The following is an 18,434-nucleotide window of genomic DNA, read 5'->3' as shown; positions in this document are numbered from 1 at the left end:
TCCCAATTCGCAATTAAAATCATAGAGAAAAAAAAATTCGAGTTAAACCTTGGCTCTCACAATCTTTCCCACTCTATTGAATCTAGTTCCATCGAATTCTCTTCTCAAGAGTTCAGCGCTGCCCGTACTTTCTTTTTTAATACGGTTGCCGGCATAGCCGTGGGTATAGGTCACTTTGTTTTGGGCGAATGTAATTCCGCTTAAAAGCAGCAATGATGTGAAGATTTTTGTTTTTGTAGCTTTATTTTATTAAGATTTTAAAACCAATTGAAAAACCAACTGGAGGTAATTCACCGGATAGAGAAACGTAAGGGTTATCTAATAATTCTTGATAATACGCATTAAATCCTTTGCTTCGAAACGGTAGAATAGCTCCAATTTGCCATGCGTTTAAATTTTTAGTTTTTATTTCTATTCCAGCTCCGAGAGAAAAACCGTAATCTGTTCTGTTGAATTGACTTGCGCCTTCTATTTTAACAGTGGCCGTATATCCGTACATACCCAAGAAATAAGGTGTTACTTGTCTCTTTGGTAAAGGTTTAATCAATACTCCTCCATTTACTCCGAGCCAATTAAAATTATAGCCTAATCCAAGAAAAATTCCTGTATAGTCCACAAAATTATATTCTAATTTACCCCCAATCCCGCCAAAATCCATTCCAAAACCAAAACCGATGTATGAGGGATTTTTGTGGTAAAACTCATATTCCTTTTCGTCTATTTGTTGGGCTTGAGTTATGATAGAAAAACTCAAAAGAATTATTGTGAGTAGTTGTTTCACTTTCTAAAATTTAAAGTTAATACCGATTCTATTATCAAATATACATAATTTTAAAATTATTGTCATTCAGATAATTCAAATCTACTTTTTTTTTAATAAACCTCGATTTCATCCGATTAATAAGATGAAATTTTTATTTTACATATTTCTATTCATAAACCAACTCCCAATCCATTTGCTCGATATCTTCAATAGTAAAATCATATCTTTTTAAGAGTGTCCGGTTTTCAAAGTCCTCACGTTCCATGAAACGAGGGGTATATATTCCTTCCTCAAGATCGTCAAGAAAAACATAAAACATAAAAACACCACCTGCTTCATTGAAATAGCTTTCCCAATCACATCTACTACCAAGCCGCCCATCTCCCTGCGAGTCTATAGATATAGCAAGGGAATAATTTGACTGTTTTTCAACATTAAAATAATTAGTATCAGGATATCCACTAGAGTAAAATACAAGAATATCGTGATTTGAGTTATTGATTACTCTAATTTTTCTACCATCCCACATACCTTTACCTGGGCAGTTGGGGTTTTCACTTGTGTTGCACGCACTAGCAAAAATGATAATTAAACAATGTAAAGTTATTTGTTTAATTCTGATGTGTAATTTATTTATTTTAATCATGGCAAGATTGTTTTGGTCGTAGAAAGTTGTTTTTCGGCGTTGCTTGTCGTGTCCGTATTGGAATTGAAGGGTGTAGTCGCCTTCTGTTATATTTGCAGCTTTGTTAAAGGCATTGTATGTAATGTCTTGTGTCAGTAAACTGATGTTTTGATTGTTATTTGTTACGTCCGTAACTGCATTTAGTTTTGTTGGATGATATCCATAGTCACCAGCATCGGTTTTATCTGTAATATTACCGTTTGGAGCGAAATTCATTTCTTGGTAGTGGATTCTAATATATTAATAGTGTATTATTGGTTTAAAAAAGTTGCAGAACCCTTTAACAAAATCTTTAGATCAATACAATTATAATTGCAGAATTTTAAACCACCAAATTTTAGTCATACTTTAACATAATTCAATGCGCTTAATTTGAGTAATTAATTGCCTTTTAATTAGTCTTTGCAAGAAAACTACAAATACTGAGTTGTGCTTGTTTTTAACTACAGTCAACCCGACGTTTACAGCCTGGATTCCTGACAATTAAAAACCTATATTGACAACGATGTAAATTCTAAAATTGACTTTTGCTGCGCTTAGTCAACTTTAGAATTTACAGTATTGAGTGTGAGTATTGAGTTTTGAGGAGTTATCAATTGAGGATTTTGGGTTTTTCTCTTTAAAACTCAGCGAACTTTGCGCCTACTTTGTGTTCTTTGCGGTTAAATTTTAACACGCCTAATCATTAAATTTAGAATCCCAATTCGTAATTCAACGATTCGTAATTGAGTTATGCTATCTCTAAAGCTTCCGTATCCGCTTCCCAAGCTTGCATCACCTCATCCAATTCAGTTTTTAACGCATCATATTCTTTCAATGTTTTTGCGGCTTTTTCTTCGTCGGAGTAATCAAGATCTGCGACAATTTTGTTCATTTGCTTGATTTCGGATTCTAGTTTTTCTATGCGTTGTTCTGCCTTACGCACTGCATTTTTCAAACGGCTAACTTCTTTCTTTTGTTCTTTTTCTTCTTCGTAAGAAAGTACTGGTTTTGCGGCTTCTTTCACCCTTTCCTTTTCAGCAGCGGCTTCTTTCGCAGCATCTTTGGCTTTGTTTTTATTGCTTTTTCCTAGTTGCTGCGCTTGTTCGAATGCTTCAGATTTCTTAGACAAATATTCTTGAACAGTGTAATGGTGAATTTTCAAACCTTTGTTCTCAATATCCCAAATTCTATTCGTTAATCCCTCTAAGAATTCACGGTCGTGAGAAACGATAATAAATGTTCCTTCGTATTGTATCAAAGCTTGTTTTAAAACAGACTTACTTTGGATATCCAAGTGATTGGTTGGCTCATCGAGAATTAATACATTCGACGGACTCAACAACAATTGACACAATGCCAGTCTTGTTCTTTCCCCTCCTGACAATACTCCAACTTGTTTATCTACATCTTCTCCACTGAACAGAAACGCTCCTAAAATAGAACGCAATTGTTTACGGATCTCTCCTTTAGCAACTAAATCAACCGTTTCGTAAACAGTCAATTTTGGATTCAATTTATCCGCTTGATCTTGAGCGAAATAAGTTACCTCAACATTATGTCCGTAAGTTACAGTTCCTTCTCCATCTTCGGATTTCATTATACGCTTCAACAAAGTCGATTTACCCACACCGTTTGGTCCAAGTAATGCGATTTTCTCTCCTCTTCCAACTGATAAGTTTATTTCTTTGAAAAGATTTAAATCACCGTAAGATTTCCCCAAGTGTTCCATATCCAGAACAGCTTTTCCAGGCTGAACACTTAACGGAAAGTTAATTCTCATTGAAGAGACCTCATCCGTTTCTACTTCAATAAGCTCTGTTTTATCTAATTTCTTCATCAATGACTGAGCGAATGAAGCTTTACTTGCTTTTGCACGGAACTTATCAATAAGCTCTTCAGTACGTTTGATTTCTTTTTCTTGTTGTTTTTGTGCGTTGATTAAAACTTCAATTTCCTCCGCTCTTCTTTCTTTATAAATAGAATAAGGATAAGGGAAGTTCAAGATTTTACCTTTTGTAATCTCTAATGTTTTCTTAGTAACGTTATCCAAGAAATAACGGTCGTGAGAAATAGTGATTAATGCTCCTTCAAAACGTTTTAAATACGTTTCTAACCAACCAATTGAAATAATATCCAAGTGATTTGTTGGCTCATCCAGTAATAAAACCGAAGGATTATTGATTAGAATTCGTGCCAATTCAGCACGCATTTTCCAACCTCCAGAAAATTGATTCAATGGCTTAGTAAAAACACTTTCTTGGAATCCTAAACCTAGGAGCGTAGAGTTAATTTTTTCTTCCCATTGATAACCTTCAAACAAATTAAATTGTTCGTTGGCAAAATTCAAATCATCTAATAGTTGAAGGAAAGAATCAGTTTCGTAATCTGTTCTTGTAGTTAATTGGTGATTAATATCGTCAATTTGAGTTCGAATTCTATTCAATTCTACATTCGAAAAATCCAAGTAATCAAACACACTTTGATTGGTATCAATTACGATATCCTGAGTCAAATAACCAATGGTGGAATCTTTAATTTTGTGGATTCTCCCGTCTGTTGGTTGTTCTCTTCCCGCAAGTAAACGCAGTAAAGTAGACTTCCCAGCACCGTTCTTTCCGACAAGACCAATTTTATCGCCAGCGTTAATTTGCAAACTGACTTCTTTAAATAAATACCCCTGTGGTAAGTGAAAGCTTAAATTTTCGATATTAATCATGCCGCAAAGGTAGTAAAAAGATGTTGGATAGTGTTTTGAAAATAGTCGATTCGGTAGGATAATAATGAAAGTAATTTGAGAACAAATTATCGAACTAAAATAGACTTTGATCTGTTAATAGAATACAAAACACATTGATTTAAAGAATGAGTGACACTATATAGTCTACTTGCGCTAAGATTTCTTTACTTTTACTTGACTTAAAAATACTTATATGAACATAAAATCTTTTATCATTTCGCTTTTTATTGGAAGTTCACTTTTATTCAGTTGTAATTCTGAAACAAAAGAAGAGACTGAAACAATTGCTCAAGAAGAATCTAAACCAGTAGAGAAAAAAGTTTCGATTGAAAAAATTGAAGAGGGAATTAAAAAGTACATTCTAGAAACTACTGAAAAATCTGGAGGTACATTTAATATAAAAAATGATTCACTTGATTTAGATTTACGTTTGGTGAGGGTTCACACGGAATACTTATCTCACCTTGGCCCTGGAAGTTATTTTGCTTGTGTTGATTTAGCAGACGATAAAGGAGATATTTATGATGTTGATTTTTTCCTTGAGGGAACAGAAGATAACATGAATGTTGTGAGAACAGATATTCACAAGTTAAATGGAAAGCCATTTTATTCATGGAAACAAGATAAAAATGACAAAACATGGTCGATTGTTCCAATTAAAAATGCTGGAGGAGATTTGTTAGGCGTTGTTGAAGGGGAGGATGAATTTGAATTTTACTACAAAGTAATGCTACCGAAAATTGATGGAAAAGGAGAAATTTGGATTCCAATTGCTGAGTCAGATCAATTTCAAGATGTCAAAATGCTTTCTGTAAATATCCCAACAAAAGAAAAATACTTAACAGATGATCAATTTGGAAATAAAGTTCTTTACTTAAAGCTGGATGAGCGCCACAGTCACAAAGAAATTGCGATTTCATATAGCGTTAAACGACTAGAAAAAAGTCCATATAAAGCCAAAAAAGGAGAAGATTTAAATCAATATTTAAAAGCAAATACATTGATTCCTGTTGGAGATCAATTCAAGGAAATCGCATTATTTGCGATCGGAAATAAGACAAAGAATGATCCATTAATTAAAGCCAGAGCTTTGTATGATTACGTTATCGACAGTATGAAATACATTAAAAATGAAGAAGGAACTTACGGAACTGGAGATGCAGTTTACGCGTGTGACGCACAAAGTGGAAACTGCAGTGAATTCCATTCCTACTTTATCGCATTGGCAAGATCTGTAGATATTCCTGCACGTTTTGCCATTGGAGCTTCTATTCCATCTGACAGAGACGAAGGAGGAATTAATGGATATCATTGTTGGGCTGAGTTTTATGCAGAAGGAAAATGGTGGCCAGTTGACATTAGTGAAGCAAATAAATATACTGCATTGTCCACTTATTATTTCGGACATCACGGAGCAAATAGAATTGAACTTTCTAGAGGAAGAGACATCAAATTTAATCCTGGTCCAGCTTCAGGAGAAATAAACTTTTTGGCTTATCCTGTAATGGAAATAGATGAGTTTATTGTGAGACCAAAAACGACTTTTACTTTTGAAAGAAAGAAGGAGAAGAATTCTTAATTGAAGCGCTGTGCAGTATTGCAACTGCAGCGCAGCTAGATTCGACTTTAAATTACATGATATAAAAAAACCGTCTTGACGTAAAAGTCGAGACGGTTTTTTTTATTTGAGTTTTAAATCTTATTTTGAAGGATGCTCTTCTTTTTTAGCTGCTGGATGTTCTTCCTTAGTAGCTGCTGGGTGCTCTTCGCTTTCCGCTGCTGGATGCTCCTCAGACTCTGCTGCTGGATGTTCTTCAGACTCCGCCGCTGGATGCTCTTCACTTTCTGATGTTGGATGCTCTGTTTCCGTTTTCAATTCTTCAGTATCAACATCCGTAGTTGCTCCACAAGCAGTTAAACCTGCAGTTAAACCAAAAAACAAAGTTGCCATCAAAACTGTTTGTACTTTTCTTGTAACTCTTTTCATAATTATAGTTTTTTATAAATATACGACTAATAGAGGATCTACGTAAGATATGATTAGATATGTCATTTATCTGACCATAACTAACATTCAAATCTAATTGTTTTCATTTTGAGTTTATAAAACTGAATTACTATGGAATGAGATGTTAGACATTAGATTTTAGACGTTAGACGTTAGACAAAAAAAGACAAAGTGTCTAACATCTAAAATCTATTGTTCAATATAAAGGACTTTAGAAGCTAAAGCGGGATACACTAAAGTGCATTTTTTTCTTATTGATGAAATCAAAAACGACGGTTATTTTTGAAAGAAAGAGTGGTTAGAATTCTTAATGAAAGTGCAAGTAAGACGGAGAATTGCTGTGAAAAATTCAAAAATAATATGGCATAAAAAAACCGTCAAGATTTAAAAGTCAAGACGGTTTTTTATTTCCTTTAAAAAGAAAAACTCATTTGATTAATGCGCTACTCCGCTAAAAGGTCAATCAATTCCATAAGTTTTTTCATATATTTCTTTTCTTGATCAATCCTTCCTTGAATAACAGTTGCTTCTCCAGTTTTACCTGCTTTTTCTAACGCTGCTGATTCCTTTTCTAAATTACTCATTACTACATCTTCTCCTCTTACCAGATTCGTTAGCGCCATTGGCAAGACGGCATTTACATAAGCTCCTCCATTGTCAGAAAGTTGTTCTAAAACATAGAAATATTTCATTCTCGTTTTTACATCTTGTTCTTTATAGAAAGCGGTATAATTTAAAACACCTCCAATAGCATCGTATCCAGTAACTGCTCCGCTAGTTATGGCATGAGACATAAATTCCAAATTGGTTTCATCACCGTAATTCTTATAAATACCGATTAATTGACCTTTCAAAGCAGAAGAACGTTCATTCTCTAAGTCTTTTGCCAATTTCAAAACTTTGTCAACATCATTTTTGGTTCCTTTGGTTAATCCATTCAAAGCACTTGAAACAACTAAATATGAACTGTCTTTTTCAATAGTCTCAATTAGAATCACACGTGTTTTTCCTTCAAATTCCGCTTTGAAAAAATCACTTGATAGAGCATTGATTGCTGCTGATCGAACTTGCGAATTCTCATCAGATGTTGCCATGGTTTTCAAGTATTCAAAAACAGCTGGCTTTTTGTCTGCTCCTAATTTATCCAATTTTGAAATTGCCAATTGACGGATATACCAAAAATCATCTTCCAAGGCATCCAAAATCAATTGTTTCCCTTCTGGTGCTTGCAAACGCGTTCCATAGGTAATTGCTTTTTCTCTGTCCTTATAACGTGGTGCATTGTAATACTGGTGCACATACCATTCACGGGGCTTTTTGTGAGTAAAAACGCCCAGCAATGTTCTGTCTTCGTCAACAATGATGTTTTCTAATTCTCCCTCGAAATCAAAAGTGAATGAGTTGATATTTTTATCTACAACTACTTCAAAAGATTCTTTTTTTCCGTTAGCATAAACACCAATTTTCATCGGTAATTTATATAAGGGCGCTAATTCTAAATCTTGTGTTTGATTGATATTCACTGTTACCTTCCCTTCAGAAATATCCTGGGAAATATCTAGTTTTGGATGATAAGCGGATAAAAACCATTGTTCAAAAAACCAATTCAAATCTTCTCCAGCAACTTCTTCAAAAGCCAAACGCAAATGATGGATTTCTACTGGTTGAAAAGCATTGTCAGTAAGGTATTTATTTAGTCCTGCAAAAAATGCATCGTCTCCAAGATAATAGCGTAACATGTGCAAGATTCTACCTCCTTTGTTGTAAGAATGTGCATCAAACATATCTTCCTTGTCTTCATAATCAAACCAAATCATGTCGTGATAACCCATTTGTTTTGAAGATTGGAAATAACCATCGGCTTCTTTTTCTGCAACATAATCTGCGTGATCTCTTCCACTAAATTCCTCGTCCCATAAATATTGAGAATAGTTTGCAAAAGCTTCATTTAACGGAAGATTTGACCAACTTTCACAAGTCACTAAATTTCCAAACCAGTGGTGAAACAACTCATGTGCAATAATTGAGTGATTGTTTCCGTCGATTAATTCTCTTTTCGTTTGATAAACAAAATCACCAAAAACTACAGCACCGGTATTTTCCATCGCTCCAGAAACATATTCTCTAACAACAACTTGATGGTATTTATCCCATTTGTAATCTACACCCAATAATTCCGAGAAAAATTCAATCATCGTAGGTGTTTCACCAAAAATTGCTTGTGCGTGTTCTTCCCATTCTGGCTCAACATAATAATGCAATGGAATTACTGTTCCGTCAGGTTTTGTATAAGCATCTTCAACAACAGAAAATTCTCCAACCGCCATCATGAATAAATAAGGAACGTGCGGCAAATCTTGCTTCCAATAATCTGTTCTTGTTCCGTCAGCATTTTTTGTTGCAGACATAAATTTACCGTTAGATAAAGTCTTGTATTTGTCTTCAACCGTTATGTAAATTTCTTGTGTTGTATTCTGATTTGGACGGTCAATTGTAGGAAACCAAACTGAACTCGCTTCTGTTTCTCCTTGTGTCCAAATTTGTGGCATTTGATCTTTATTTTCTCCTTTTGGATTAATAAAATACAATCCTTTATCGCTGCTAATTGCACTAGAACCGCCTTCTAATTTATCTTCTGGTTTAGCGATATAATGTATCACAACAGTATATTCTTCATCTCTAGCATACTCTTTATCGAGTTTTATTCTCAAAAAATTAGCGTCATTGTATTTATATTTCAACTCTTTTCCATTCAATTTTACAGAATGAATTTCCATTGCTTTTGCGTCGAGAATCAAACTATCTGTTGAATAAAAATGAGGAGAGCAAGTTAATGTTGCAATTCCATTCATTTGAGATTTTTCCCACATAAAATTCACCTCCAATTTTGTGTGCTTCAATCCAGTTAGAATTGTTGCTGAAGGATTATAATGAGCTCTTTCGATAATTTCTTCCGTAGAAATAGCAGAAGAAGCGTTCTTGATAATTTCTCCATCATTTTCAGAAACATTTCCAGATTGCTCTTTGACGATTTCCTCCGAAGATTTCCCTTTACTCGTTCCACAAGAGTACATTAACCCTATGGATACAATAACTGTGAATATTCTTTTCATAAAAATTGATTCTTTGTATAAATTATTAAGCGAAAAGGCAAAAATCGTAATTTTAATCGATTTGCAGACTAAAACTTGTAAGTATGGCTCTCTTTATAGATAAAGATTGAAAATTATTCCACAGATGGTGAGATTATGCTCTTCGATTTCAACTAGAAAAATTATATTTGTAAAGATTGACTATTAAAAATCAGAAAATGGTAGAAACGAAATACATTGTTGACGGAAATGAAGTAAAAGGTGAAAAAGGATTCAGCTCAGTAGAATGGATTGATGATACTTATTTTACGATACATTTCATGGGTAAGAAATTTCATGGAGAAATCGTTGAAGCCGCAACTGAAGATCAAAAAATGACAATTAAAGTCAATCAAAGAACTTTCGAAGTCAAAAAAGATCGTCCGATTGATGAATTGATTCACAAAATGGGATTAGACAAGAAGAAAGTAAGAAAGCTTCACCAATTAAAATCACCAATGCCAGGTCGTATTTTAAAATTCTCAGTTGAAGTGGGAGATGAAGTATCAATAGGAACTCCTCTTCTTACATTAGAAGCAATGAAAATGGAAAACGTGATCAAAGCCGAAGGAGAAGGAAAGGTAAAAGCTATAGTTAAAGATAAAGAAACCGTTGTTGAAAAAGGTGAATTGATTATTGAATTTGAATAATGGCAATTGATAATTGATAATGGACAATTGACAATTGATAATTGTTTTAGGGTGACGGAACGCGGACTTTAGTCCCGTATTTTAATCGGGATGACGCAGATGCATCGACAGGCTCCGCAGAACTTCAAGCAACGCGGATTTTCACGGATTTTATATTAATGATATTAAGTTTACTTGCCACTCTTTTCCCTTAACTGTGACGCCTATGGCGAATGATAGCCTGTCGAAGGCAACGAAGTCACACGTTACAATCAACCATTAAAACCCACATTTTTCAAGTCTCACGCATTCATAACTCATCACTCATAATTCATAATTAATCTAACCGCTTCCCGCTTAGACAAAGGTTGCAATTCATTCTCTGCCACAAAACGAATTACCCATTTTTCATTCGTCTTGGCGTATTCTCGCAAAATCCAACCAATTGCTTTTTTGATAAAAAACCCTTTTGAGTCCGCCAATTCTAGGATAATATAACTGAGTAATTCAGAATCTGTATCTTTTTTATATTTCAACTGAAACAAAAGTGCACTTCTTTTCAACCAAATATTATCTGTTTCTAGCCAACGATCAACGGTACTTTTTCTTTCTTCAGGAAATTTCTTAAAGTATTCTGCCAATGGTTTTGTTGCTATAAAATCTATGGTATCCCACCAAGAATTACGAATAATCATCCATTCTATTAATTCAAGATCTTGTTTTTCTAGAGTTTTCATGTATTTCCCAAAAAACTCTTGTGCAAAATAATGGAGTTCTCTTTGCGGTTCATTCCATAAATCTTTCACTATTTCAAAAGCTTCTGACTTTTCTGGAAGATTACTTTTCAATAAAAACGGCTTTTGAAGATCTCTTCGATAAGGAGTTTTTATTCCAAAATACGGATGCCTTTCTTTCATATATGCTCCCTGCTCATTCGCAATTTTTGGATTCGCAGCATCTTCAAAAATGGAAATAATGGGATGTTTCATGAGCCGAAAATACGCTAAAAATATTTTAAAATTAAACTATTTAATGATAGAAAAATTGAAATCGAATTCCCTTGTTTTTAGCCAGAAAAAGGATTTATATTAAAAATCATCACGCTTAAACAATGTCTCTATTACAGGACATTTTTCATTTTCGCTTTACTGAATAGCTACAAACAAGACTGGAAATCAGGTGTTTTAAAATAAAAAAACTGCATTGTAGTCCTAATGTAGACTTAAAATGAATTGCTGCCTATGATATTCTACTTATTTTAGCGATAAATATTAGAACATTATGAAAAATAGATTATTGAAACTTATTACAGTTTTAGCATTACTTATAACAAGCCAATTTTCTTTTGGACAAAACCCAGGTGATACTACAGTTGTTCAAGGGTTTAATTTCAACAGTATGGTGAGAGACACGCAAATCGTGTTTCCTACATTCAATGGAAATGAAGTAGAACGTATTTGGATGAAATACACAATGCGTTGTAAAGATGGTTTAGTTTCTCCGGGAATTTCAGGTCAAACAAATAAAGGTTGTGGAGAATGGGATTATTCTTGTAATACTTACATCACAGACTCAACAAGACTTGATTCTATTAAAGCAGAAATAAACAAATACATAGTTTATCCATCTGCTTCAAGTGACAATAACTACAGCACAATTCCAACGTATAACATTTATGCAACAGAGCATTATGATCTTCAAATTACAGCTACAGCAAACGAGATGAATGCTGCTGTAACTAGTGGTGGAACACAATTATCGTCCGCTTTAGCACATACTAAACAAGGTGGGAAATCATTTGTACTATTAACAACTGCTCAATTAAACGCTGCAGGATTAACTATTGGTGATATTGATGCTTTGAGTCTTTTTAGTAATGGTAGCACAAACACATTGAACCATTTGGCAATTCGCATGAAAGAAATTACTGCTTCCAATTTAGATGATGCTCCATACTCGGACTTAATCAATGGAACCGAAGTTTATCACGGAGATTTAACACTTACTAATGGTCAAAACAAAATTCCATTTTACCAACCATTCAACTGGACAGGAGGAAATATATTAGTTGAAATAGTTTCTTCTTCAAATAATGGATCTACACCAATTGCTTTATCAGCAACAGATATTGGAGCAGCGCAATCATTAACAAATATTGAAAACCAATACGCTCGTTTTTTCCCAGGAAATTACATTTTAGCGCCTGGCTATTTAGGAGTATCTGGAACCACAAACAGAACAATTGAAGGTTGGATCAAAACTGAAGGTACGGAAGTAGATGTTGTTTCATGGGGTGAATCATTACCAGGAAAAAGATTTACTATTAAGGTAAACAACGATGGAAGAATAAAATTAGAAGTTCACGATGGTTCTGTTACCGGAAATCAAGTAGTGAATGATGGAGAATGGCATCACTTTGCTGTTTCAATGAGTGGAATTAGTCTTTCAGGAACAAAAATTTATATTGATGGGGCATTAGTAAACTCAATCGATTTAAATAATATAATTGTAAATACTAGTGCATTCAATGAAGTTGAAATCTCAAGAGGTGACTGGAACAACTACTTTGTTGGTGAAATGGATGATATTAGAATTTGGGACACTGATTTATCCCCAGCAACAATTCAAAATTATATGCATTCAAGAATAGATGCCAATCACCCAAACTATTCAAATTTACAATTGAATTATGCTTTTGATGGAGCAACTAATATAATTGATGACTTATCGCCAAACAATAATGATGGTGAAATGATTGGAGGAGCAGCTTTCGGTAAACGCTCAACGAGTCAACATAATTTTGATTTTACTAAAAGTTCAGTTATTCCAGACATTACTTTTCACCAAGCGGATTATACTTTAACTATAGTAAATACGCAAGAAAATGATTCAATTATGAAAGAAAGCTACATCGTAGCCCAAAACATTTTAGACCCTGCAAACGGAAGTTATTCTTCTGATATTACAACTACATATTTGAATTATTATCCAAAATCACACAGCTTATATGACATTAACGGTCTGTTCATCAACGAAAACTTGAGCTCAAACGCTATGCTTTTAACAAATACAGTGGTTAACTATTATTTCCGTTCTCCGAGTTCTCTAGAGCTTTTATCATTAGTAACTCCTTATGGCGTAAATCTTGATTTAGGAATGGAAGGTGTTGCATGGTATTTTGATGTAACAGATTTCTATCCTATTCTTCAAGGAAATCGTGGATTAAAAATGACGAGAGGTGGCCAATGGCAAGAAGATATTGATATTCAATTCTTATTTGTTCATGGAACTCCCGCAAGAGAAGTTATGGATATGCGTCAAATTTGGAGAGTTGATCATGTAAACTATTCTGATTTGAATGCGAATAAATACTATGAACCACGTACTGTTGATTTATTGCCGAACACAACAACTGCAAAAATTAGATCAGCAGTTACAGGTCACGGTCAGCAAGGTGAATTTACTCCACGTCAACATTCATTAAACATTAACAATGGTCAGCAAAATCTCCAATGGCAAGTTTGGATGAAATGTGCTGAAAACCCAATTTATCCGCAAGGAGGAACATGGATTTATGACCGTGCTGGTTGGTGTCCTGGAATGCCAACACAAATGGAAGAGTGGGATGTAACAAATTACATCAACAATAATCAAATTGATGTTGATTATGGTGTTGCCTCTGCTACGGGAGACTCCAGATATATTGTAAATCATCAAATTATATCTTATGGTCCAACAAATTTTGCTACAGACGCAAGAATTGTAACAGTTCAAGCGCCAAATGATCAAATTTCTTTTGGTAGAACAAATCCTATGTGCAGCGATCCATTGGTTACAGTTCAAAATTCTGGAAGTGGTAACATTACTTCTCTAAGCATAGAATATTCTATCAACGGAGGATCAACTGAAACTTTTGACTGGACAGGCTCCTTGGCATTTATGGAGGAAGAAGATATCGTTCTACCTTCAACAACTGCGCTTTGGAGTTCACTTTCACAAAGTGCCAACAATAAATTTGAAGCTAAAATAGTTTCTGTTAATGGAGGTGCAGACGAATATGCTTTGAATAACAAATACAAATCCACATTCACTTCTACAGATATTGTAGTGCCTGAGTTTGTTTTGGAGATTAAAACAAATACGAAAGCAACTCAAAACAACTATAGAATTGAAGACATTGCTGGAAACATCATTATGGAAAGAACGAGTTTGTCAAATAACACAACTTATAATGATACTTTAAGTTTAACTCCAGGTTGTTACCGTTTTGTGATTGAAGATTCTGGAGAAAATGGTATTGACTTTTGGGCAAATAATGAAGGAGCAGGATTGATGAAAATCAAAACATTAGATGGTTCTCAAATTAAAAGATTTGAAGGTGATTTTGGAGGAAGCTACATTTATGAGTTTAGTGTAACAGGAGAAGTTTCTGTAACGAATCAAACAATGTACGCACCATCTTTCACTGTTTCTCCTATTCCATCAAACGATGTTATTAACATTGAAACGAAGGGAAGTCAAGAAGGAACTTATGCAATTTTCAATGCACAAGGACAAACAATGAAAAACGGAACGATTAAAGAATTGAGAGATAATCCTACGATTTCAATTAGAAATTGGGATACTGCGGTGTACTTTATTCACTTCAATACGAATGAAAATACAACAGTACAGAAGTTTATTAAGAATTAAATTGTTGATGGATTAAGAAATCCATTATTTTAGCCCAATAGAAAAATGAAGAGAAGCTCTTTACATATCATTTTTCTGTTGGGCTTTTTATTTGTCCTATCAGAAAGCACTGCTCAAGAAAATTACGATTTTATTGAGCAAAAATGGATTGAAGTCAAAAATAATATTGAAAATGACCAGCTTAACGAGGTAAAAGCCTCTTTTGATGAATTTGCAAAACTGTCAATCAGAAACAAACAAGACACTATCCTATCAGCAGCTATTATTCAAATTGGAAATTATTATAAAGATCAAGGAGAATATGGTGAACGAATAAAATGGTACCAATTTGCGCTTGATTCTTTATGTCAGAAAGAAGGAGTTTCATGTTTCGATATCCGACGAGAATTTGCGGATATTTATGCATTTATTGAGCAATATGAAAAAGCGATCAATCTGCATAAAGCGAATTTAGATGTTTTAATTACAGAGAAAAACCAAGAAGCAGTTTCGTTGGAATACTCTACCATCGCCACAAATTATTTTAGAAATGGTGACTTAGAAAATTCAGAAAAATATTATCTAAAATCTTTAACATCTGCACAACAGAATGAAAACACATTTTACACATTGCTGTCTTACAATAATCTCGGTTTTTTCTATTCTCAAATCCCAAATTATTCCGAAGCAGAAAAATATTATCTGAAAGGAATTGAAATGATTGAAGGTCCAGAAAATCCTTCTCAGTATTACAAAGCCCAATTGGCACTTTTAAAAGGGAATTTAGGAGGAAATTATATTAAAAACAAAGAAAAAGTAGAACTGGGAATACGCTTTCTGAACGAAGATATAAATTACAATTTAGAGAATAACGGGCACGATTTAGCCATTAACGCAGCGGTAGAATTAACAAAGTATTATTATGAAAACAAGCAGTTCAAGCAAGCTGAGGAAACACTTCAAAACTGTCTTGATAGATTAGAAGAACCTAAGAAGAGTAAAACGTTTACAGGGAATTTAGTTCCTGTATATTATTGGCTTTTTAAAGTGCATTTAGAACAACAGGAAAATCAGAAAGCGTTGTTCTACTTCAAAGAATATGATTCCTTAAAAACGAACAGAGATGAAGCACGAGAAGAACGTCGATTTATAATAGAGAAAAGTTTACTTGAGAATATTCTTAATGTTCAATTAGATTATCAAAATCAACAGATTCAATTAAAAAACAAGGAAAACGAGGTACTCCAAGAGAAGAACAACCACTTTTTCTATCGCTTAATAATTGGTATTGTATCCTTTATTACACTAGCAATTCTGATTCTGCTTTACAGTCGAAAACGAATTTCGTTGATGCGAATAAATAAAGAACTTGCAGAAAATAAATTTGAAGTTGAAAAGCTTGAAAAAGAAAAGACAAAATTAGAATTGACCTACAAGAACAAAGATTTAACTGATTTTGCAATTGATATTTCTCGTAAACAAGATGTATTGATTGATGTAAAATCTAAACTGAATGAAATTTTAAACAACAAATCAGACTTAGACGATACCAAAAAAGAGATTAAGACATTGATCAATTACACCAATAATAACATGTTGGTGGATGAACAATTAAAAGAGTTTCAGGAAAACATTGAAGAAGTTAACTACAAATTTTTGGATCAATTACAAAAAAGATATCCCGAATTAACCGAATTAGACAAAAATGTCTGTGGTTTGATTCGATTAGGATTGTCTAATAAAGAAATTGCAACAATGCGGAATGTGAGCTATAAAGCCATTCGGATGTCGCGTTACCGTATCCGTAAAAAACTGGGCTTAGAGAAAGAAGTTAATCTTGTTGAGTTTTTGAAATCAATAGAGTAGGTTAACCGTGTATCTAATGATTTGAAGATTAAAAACAATCAACAATAATTTCAATCCTTGACTCAACGAAGTCCATAACAAATTGAACCTTTCAATTTTTGAATCCTTAATTTGAATCTACAATGGAATGGACGTTTTCAAAGTTCCCTACATTGTGTCTCCGATTATGGAATTTTAAATAATCTTTTTATCCATAAACCCCTGAATATTTGAATTCTTAAATCTTTTAATCCTATAATACAACTTTATCAATCTTTCAATTGTTTCTTATAGGATTGCTTTTTCAATTTAATCATGCTTTATTTTTTATATTTGTAACCGATGATAAAAGTCAGTGATATTAAAAGTCCAATTGCGGAAGAACTAGAGAAGTTTGAGCTGCACTTTAGGGAAAGTATGAATTCTAAAGTTCCACTTTTAGATAAAATCACGCATTATATCATTAAAAGAAAAGGGAAACAAATGCGACCAATGTTCGTGTTTCTTTCTGCAAAGATGCTGGGGGAAGTCAGCCAAGACACTTACAACTCAGCTTCATTAATAGAACTTTTACACACCGCAACATTAGTGCATGATGATGTAGTTGATGACGCCAATGAAAGAAGAGGTTTCTTCTCAATAAATGCATTATGGAAAAATAAAATCGCTGTTTTAGTGGGTGACTTTCTACTTTCTAAAGTGCTTTTAATGAGTATTGAACACAAGAAATACCGCTCTTTAGAAATCGTAGCCAGAACAGTTCGCGAAATGAGTGAAGGTGAATTACTTCAAATTGAAAAATCACGTCGACTAGATATTGATGAAGAAACTTATTTCGAAGTAATTAGACAAAAAACAGCTTCCTTAATTGCCACTTGTTGTGAAGCAGGAGCCGTTTCAGTAGAAAGAGAAGACGAAGCAGAACGCATGCGTCTTTTTGGTGAAAAAGTTGGTTTGGCCTTCCAAATAAAAGATGATATTTTTGATTACGGAACACCAGGTAAAATTGGTAAACCAACAGGAAACGATATCCGTGAACAAAAAATGACGCTTCCTTTAATCTACACGTTAAATAAAGTAGACCGAAAAACGAAAAAGGAATTGATCAATATCGTTAAACGCCACAACGAAAACCCAAAGAAAGTTCGCCGTGCCATTGAATTGGTGATTAACAACGGTGGAATTGATTACGCTTACGATTACATGATTAAAATTAAGGATGAAGCCTTGAAATTACTGGATCCTATTCCAGATTCTCCAAGTAAACAATCTATGATTATGTTGGTGGAATATACGACAAGCAGAGAAAAGTAAAAATAAAGCTTAAAGCTATAGGCTGTAAGCTTTATGCTTGATTTACCTTAGCCTCCATACTTATTTCAAAATTACCAAACTTTAAAAACACAAAAACATGAATTTAGATCCAACGATTGATGCCCTAAAAAGTAGTTTAGAGCTTTTAAACAATGAATTAGAAAAGGTAACCGAAGAACAACTAAAGAAAAAGTATTTAGTCGTTATTGAAAAGGTGGAAAAAGCTATTCATTATATCGATGAAATGGAACACAGAACTTTTTAGGGGCAGGTTTTCAAATTTTACTATTGGCATTTCACCAAGAAGTATTTCATGTGTATATATTTTTGGCTTCATACAAAAAGTGAAATAATCTAGAGTATGACGTTCATACAAAATGCATAATCCTATTATTGTTTTTAGGAATATTGATTAGTCCTTTCGCACAACGTTCTATTATTTCAGGATTTAATGATAATATTTATAATCGTTGGAAGCTTGTCAAAATCACTGTGATTTCAGAAAATATCAAGTCTCATTTGACAGAAGGAAATGCCTATATAAAATGCTATTGTAAATCTAATTCTTATGAAATTTTAGAGAATGGAAATTGACTAATTCTACAGTGGATTTTATCTCGCATGGTGAAAAAATAAGTACTGTAATTACAAAATTAACAAAGCATAAAT

12 protein-coding genes are annotated in these 18,434 nt (G+C 33.6%); 6 read left to right on the top strand and 6 right to left on the bottom strand.

What is annotated here, in order from left to right; genetic code table 11:
- Positions 1–241 precede the first annotated feature (241 nt).
- The 3 genes from ERX46_RS00625 to ERX46_RS00615 all read right to left on the bottom strand — a co-directional run bounded on the left by ERX46_RS00625 (position 242) and on the right by ERX46_RS00615 (position 4,146).
- Entirely contained in the window at positions 242–781 is a 540-nt protein-coding gene (locus ERX46_RS00625) for a hypothetical protein (RefSeq protein WP_130091893.1), read from the bottom strand.
- Between the two features lie 148 nt (positions 782–929).
- The gene (locus ERX46_RS00620) at positions 930–1,664 is read right to left on the bottom strand and encodes a hypothetical protein (protein ID WP_130091892.1); all 735 of its coding nucleotides are present in this window, start codon (positions 1,662–1,664) and stop codon (positions 930–932) included.
- A 514-nt stretch (positions 1,665–2,178) separates the two neighbouring features.
- Positions 2,179–4,146: an ABC-F family ATP-binding cassette domain-containing protein gene (locus ERX46_RS00615; protein ID WP_130091891.1), complete on the bottom strand. Its 1,968-nt coding sequence runs from the start codon at positions 4,144–4,146 to the stop codon at positions 2,179–2,181.
- Between the two features lie 214 nt (positions 4,147–4,360).
- On the opposite strand from ERX46_RS00615, the gene ERX46_RS00610 reads away from it, so the two are divergent.
- Entirely contained in the window at positions 4,361–5,746 is a 1,386-nt protein-coding gene (locus ERX46_RS00610; RefSeq protein ID WP_130091890.1) for a transglutaminase-like domain-containing protein, read from the top strand.
- 120 nt (positions 5,747–5,866) lie between these two features.
- Here the strand turns inward: ERX46_RS00610 and ERX46_RS00605 are convergent, their stop codons facing one another.
- Positions 5,867–6,154, bottom strand: coding sequence for a hypothetical protein (locus ERX46_RS00605; RefSeq protein ID WP_130091889.1), 288 nt, complete (start codon positions 6,152–6,154; stop codon positions 5,867–5,869).
- A gap of 464 nt (positions 6,155–6,618) precedes the next feature.
- Positions 6,619–9,288: a M1 family metallopeptidase gene (locus tag ERX46_RS00600; protein ID WP_130091888.1), complete on the bottom strand. Its 2,670-nt coding sequence runs from the start codon at positions 9,286–9,288 to the stop codon at positions 6,619–6,621.
- 197 nt (positions 9,289–9,485) lie between these two features.
- On the opposite strand from ERX46_RS00600, the gene ERX46_RS00595 reads away from it, so the two are divergent.
- Positions 9,486–9,956, top strand: a complete 471-nt coding sequence (locus ERX46_RS00595; RefSeq protein WP_130091887.1) for an acetyl-CoA carboxylase biotin carboxyl carrier protein subunit — start codon at positions 9,486–9,488, stop codon at positions 9,954–9,956.
- A 299-nt stretch (positions 9,957–10,255) separates the two neighbouring features.
- Here ERX46_RS00595 and ERX46_RS00590 read toward each other — a convergent pair whose 3' ends face one another.
- The gene (locus ERX46_RS00590) at positions 10,256–10,924 is read right to left on the bottom strand and encodes a DNA alkylation repair protein (protein WP_130091886.1); all 669 of its coding nucleotides are present in this window, start codon (positions 10,922–10,924) and stop codon (positions 10,256–10,258) included.
- A 292-nt stretch (positions 10,925–11,216) separates the two neighbouring features.
- On the opposite strand from ERX46_RS00590, the gene ERX46_RS00585 reads away from it, so the two are divergent.
- The 4 genes from ERX46_RS00585 to ERX46_RS17415 all read left to right on the top strand — a co-directional run bounded on the left by ERX46_RS00585 (position 11,217) and on the right by ERX46_RS17415 (position 18,030).
- The gene (locus tag ERX46_RS00585; protein WP_130091885.1) at positions 11,217–14,627 is read left to right on the top strand and encodes a LamG-like jellyroll fold domain-containing protein; all 3,411 of its coding nucleotides are present in this window, start codon (positions 11,217–11,219) and stop codon (positions 14,625–14,627) included.
- A gap of 45 nt (positions 14,628–14,672) precedes the next feature.
- Complete coding sequence (locus ERX46_RS00580) at positions 14,673–16,472, top strand: tetratricopeptide repeat protein (protein ID WP_130091884.1); 1,800 nt, start codon at positions 14,673–14,675, stop codon at positions 16,470–16,472.
- A gap of 321 nt (positions 16,473–16,793) precedes the next feature.
- A complete protein-coding gene (locus ERX46_RS00575) occupies positions 16,794–17,765 on the top strand; it encodes a polyprenyl synthetase family protein (RefSeq protein WP_130091883.1) in 972 nt (323 codons plus the stop codon).
- Positions 17,766–17,862: 97 nt separating this feature from the next.
- Positions 17,863–18,030, top strand: coding sequence for a hypothetical protein (locus ERX46_RS17415; RefSeq protein ID WP_165366106.1), 168 nt, complete (start codon positions 17,863–17,865; stop codon positions 18,028–18,030).
- The last annotated feature ends 404 nt before the right edge of the window (positions 18,031–18,434 follow it).

Origin of the sequence: Brumimicrobium glaciale (assembly GCF_004152935.1) — a bacterium.
GTDB lineage: Bacteria > Bacteroidota > Bacteroidia > Flavobacteriales_D > Crocinitomicaceae > Brumimicrobium > Brumimicrobium glaciale.
This window is presented reverse-complemented; position numbering and strand designations above follow the sequence as displayed.